We start from the raw sequence: 3,258 nt of genomic DNA, 5'->3' as shown, positions 1-3,258 counted from the left end.
GACGAAATCGGTCTTCTTCTTGCCGACCGCCCAGTCGAGCCCGGCGTCGTTCGGCGTTACCGTGCCATCCGTGTCCTGGCCGACGATGATGTAGCCTTTTTCGGCGCGCAGCACGTGCATCGCCTCGGTGCCGTAGGCGGCCGCACCATGCTTCTGGCCCTCGGCCCACAGGGCTTCCCAGACCGCCTGGCCATAGTCGGCCGGCACATTGACCTCGAAGCCGCGCTCGCCGGTGAACGACATGCGAAACAACCGCGTCGGCACGCCGCAGATCTTGCCTTCACGCACCGACATATGCGGCAGCGCCTCGTCGGACATGTCGATGCCTTCGACCAAGGGCTCTATGATCTTCCGCGCGCTCGGCCCTTGCACGGCGATGACAGCCCACTGCTCGGTGATCGAGGTCAGCCAGACATTGAGATGCGGGAACTCGGTCTGGAGATAATCCTCCATGTGGTTCATGACGCGCGGCGCGCCGCCGGTCGTCGTCGTCACGTGGAAACGGTCGGGGGCCAGCCTGCCGACGACGCCGTCGTCATAGATGAAGCCGTCCTCGCGCAGCATGATGCCGTAGCGGCAGCGGCCGGGTTCCAGCTTCTCCCATGGGTTGGTGTAGAGCAGTTCCATGAACTTGGCCGCATCCGGCCCAACCACCTCGATCTTGCCCAGCGTAGAGGCATCGAACAGGCCCGCCGTCTTGCGCACCGCGACGCATTCGCGGTCGACCGCGGCATGCATGTCCTCGCCCGCCTTGGGGAAATACCAGGCGCGCTTCCACTGGCCGACATCCTCGAACACGGCACCTTGCGCCTCGGCCCAGGGATGGATCGCGGTTCTGCGCGTCGGGTCGAACAGCGGACCGCGCGCATGGCTGACGATCGCGCCGAAGGTGACCGGCGTATAGGGCGCACGGAACGTGGTCAGGCCGACCTCCGGGATCGGCTTTCCCAGCGTCTCGGCGGCAATCGCCAGGCCGTGCATGTTGGAGGTCTTGCCCTGGTCGGTCGCCATGCCGTTGGTGGTGAAGCGCTTGACGTGCTCGATCGAGCGCATGCCTTCGTGCACCGCCTGGCGGATATCCTTGGCGGTGACGTCGTTCTGGAAATCGACAAACGCCTTCACAGTCGTGTCCGGCCCGGCGCCGGGCGCCGCGCCCAACATACCGCGCGACCAGCTCTCCGACGCATCGACCTTCGGCTTACTGCTCTTGGCGGCTTTGGCGCCGGCATCTTTCGCCGCCTTGGCGCCCGCCGCATAGGCCTCGTCCACCGTCGCCGACAGCCCGTCGGTGCCGTTGCAGGCGCCCACCGAGACGCAGTCCTGCGCATAGGTGCCCGGCACGAAGCGCTTGGTCTCGTCGTTGAAGGCGACCTTTCCGCGCGACTGCGAGAACAGATGCACCGACGGCGTCCAGCCGGCCGACATCAGGATCGCATCGACCGCGATGGTGCGTTCGCCGCCGCCATTCTTCGGCTGCACGGTCATCGACGACACCCTGAGCTTACCGCCAGCGCGGATCACCGCGCGGCCGAAATTGATCTCGATGCCGAGCGCCCTCGCCTCGTCGATCACCGGTCCGGTCGGATTTTCGCGCAGATCGACGATCGCCGCCACGTTGACGCCGGCCTTCTTCAGGTCGATCGCCGCCGCGTAAGCAGAATCATTGGCGGTGTAGACGCCGACATTCCTGCCGACCGCGACGCCATAGTGGTTGAGATAGGTGCGCGCGGCACCCGCCAGCATGATGCCCGGCCGGTCATTGTCGGCAAACACCATGTGGCGCTCGATCGCGCCCGAGGCCAGCACCACGCGCTTGGCCCGGACCTGCCACAGCCGCTCGCGCGCCAGATCGTGGCCGGGGGTCCTCAGATGCTCGCTGACACGCTCGACCAGCCCCACAAAATTCTGCGCATAGTAGCCGAACGCCGTCGTTCGCGACAGCACGCGGACATTGTCCATTGCGGCGAGCTTCGCCACGGCAGCTTGCGCCCAGGCAAAACCGTCCTGGCCGTCGATTTTCGCGCCGCTCTCGAAACGCAGGCTGCCGCCGAACTCGGCCTGCTCGTCGGCGAGGATGACGCGCACGCCGGTCTCGGCCGACGCAAGCGCTGCCGCGATGCCTGCCGCACCGCCGCCCAGCACCAGCACGTCGCAATGCGCGTAGCGCGATGAATAATGGTCGGGGTCCGGCTGGTCCGGGGAAACGCCAAGACCGGCCGCGGCGCGGATCTTTGGCTCGTAGAGCCTCTTCCACGCCGCTTTCGGCCACATGAAGGTCTTGTAGTAGAAGCCGGCCGAAAGCAGCGGTGAGGCGATATCGCTGACCGCACCGAGGTCGAAGGACAGTGACGGCCAGCGGTTCTGCGACTGCGCATCAAGCCCGTCATAGAGCTCCTGCACGGTCGCCCGCACGTTCGGCGTCTTGCGTGCCGCGTCGCGCTTGATTTCGACCAGGGCGTTCGGCTCCTCGGCGCCCGCCGACAGGATGCCGCGCGGACGGTGGTACTTGAACGAACGGCCGACGAGATGGACGCCATTGGCGAGCAGCGCCGAGGCCAGCGTGTCGCCCTCGATGCCGGCATAGGACCGGCCATCGAAGCTGAACCGCGCGGTCTTGGCTTGGCTGAAGCGGCCAGCGCCGGGAATGCGGAACGCGCCGCTCATTTGGCAACTCCCGGGAGCTTCGACGGCTTCCGCTCGCCGGCCTTGTAGGTCATGACGAATTTGTCGGTGACGGTGTCGCGTACGGCATTGAAGAAGCGCGCACAGCCATGCATGTGCCGCCAGCGCTCATAAATGATGCCCTTGGGGTTGGAGCGGATGAAGAAGAACTTTTCAAAATCGTCGTCGCTCTCGCCGGCCATATTGGCCGAGCGCGCGATGTGCGCCTCGCCGGCGTTGCGGAACTCGAGTTCCGGACGCTCTTCCTCGCAATAGGGGCAGCGGATGAGAAGCATTTGGTTCGTTCCTACAATTCGCCGTGGCCGACGCGGGCGCCCGCCGGTTGATCGCAAAGCTTCTGTCCCAGGGTCGCGAACGGTGCGACGAGCCGGATGCGCTCTTCCACGCTTGCAGCGGGACGAAACAGATCGCGGGACGCCATGTTGCCGAGGGTGAGCTGCATCGGATCGGTTGTGACGATGACTTGACGCGGCTGGAATGTCTCGTCTTCTTCGAGCCCTTCGGGTCGTCCCTCGAAGAACATCACCACCCTCTGGCCGCCGCTCCAGACGCAGGCCAACGTGCCGTCATCGACCG

General features: G+C 65.7%; 3 protein-coding genes. All 3 read right to left on the bottom strand.

Going from position 1 to position 3,258, the window contains the following annotated elements; genetic code table 11:
* Nucleotides 1-2,664 (bottom strand): sarcosine oxidase subunit alpha family protein (locus EN906_RS13535; RefSeq protein ID WP_245484244.1); only part of this gene is annotated, 2,664 nt, incomplete at its 3' end.
* On the bottom strand, nucleotides 2,661-2,957 hold the full coding sequence (locus EN906_RS13530; protein ID WP_127270054.1) for a sarcosine oxidase subunit delta: 297 nt from the start codon (nucleotides 2,955-2,957) through the stop codon (nucleotides 2,661-2,663). The genes EN906_RS13535 and EN906_RS13530, both read right to left, overlap by 4 nt.
* An 11-nt stretch (nucleotides 2,958-2,968) precedes the next feature.
* The coding region (locus tag EN906_RS13525; protein ID WP_127375213.1) for a hypothetical protein at nucleotides 2,969-3,258 on the bottom strand (290 nt) is incomplete at its 5' end.

It is taken from the genome of Mesorhizobium sp. M7A.F.Ca.CA.004.06.1.1, from assembly GCF_003999135.1.
Lineage (GTDB): Bacteria > Pseudomonadota > Alphaproteobacteria > Rhizobiales > Rhizobiaceae > Mesorhizobium.
The sequence above is the reverse complement of the archived record's forward strand: the minus strand, read 5'-3'. Positions and strand labels throughout refer to the sequence as shown.

Bases quoted from the DNA above. Each gene is read 5' to 3' on its own strand.
- EN906_RS13530 (WP_127270054.1), bottom strand. From the start codon at position 2,957: ATGCTTCTCATCCGCTGCCCCTATTGCGAGGAAGAGCGTCCGGAACTC.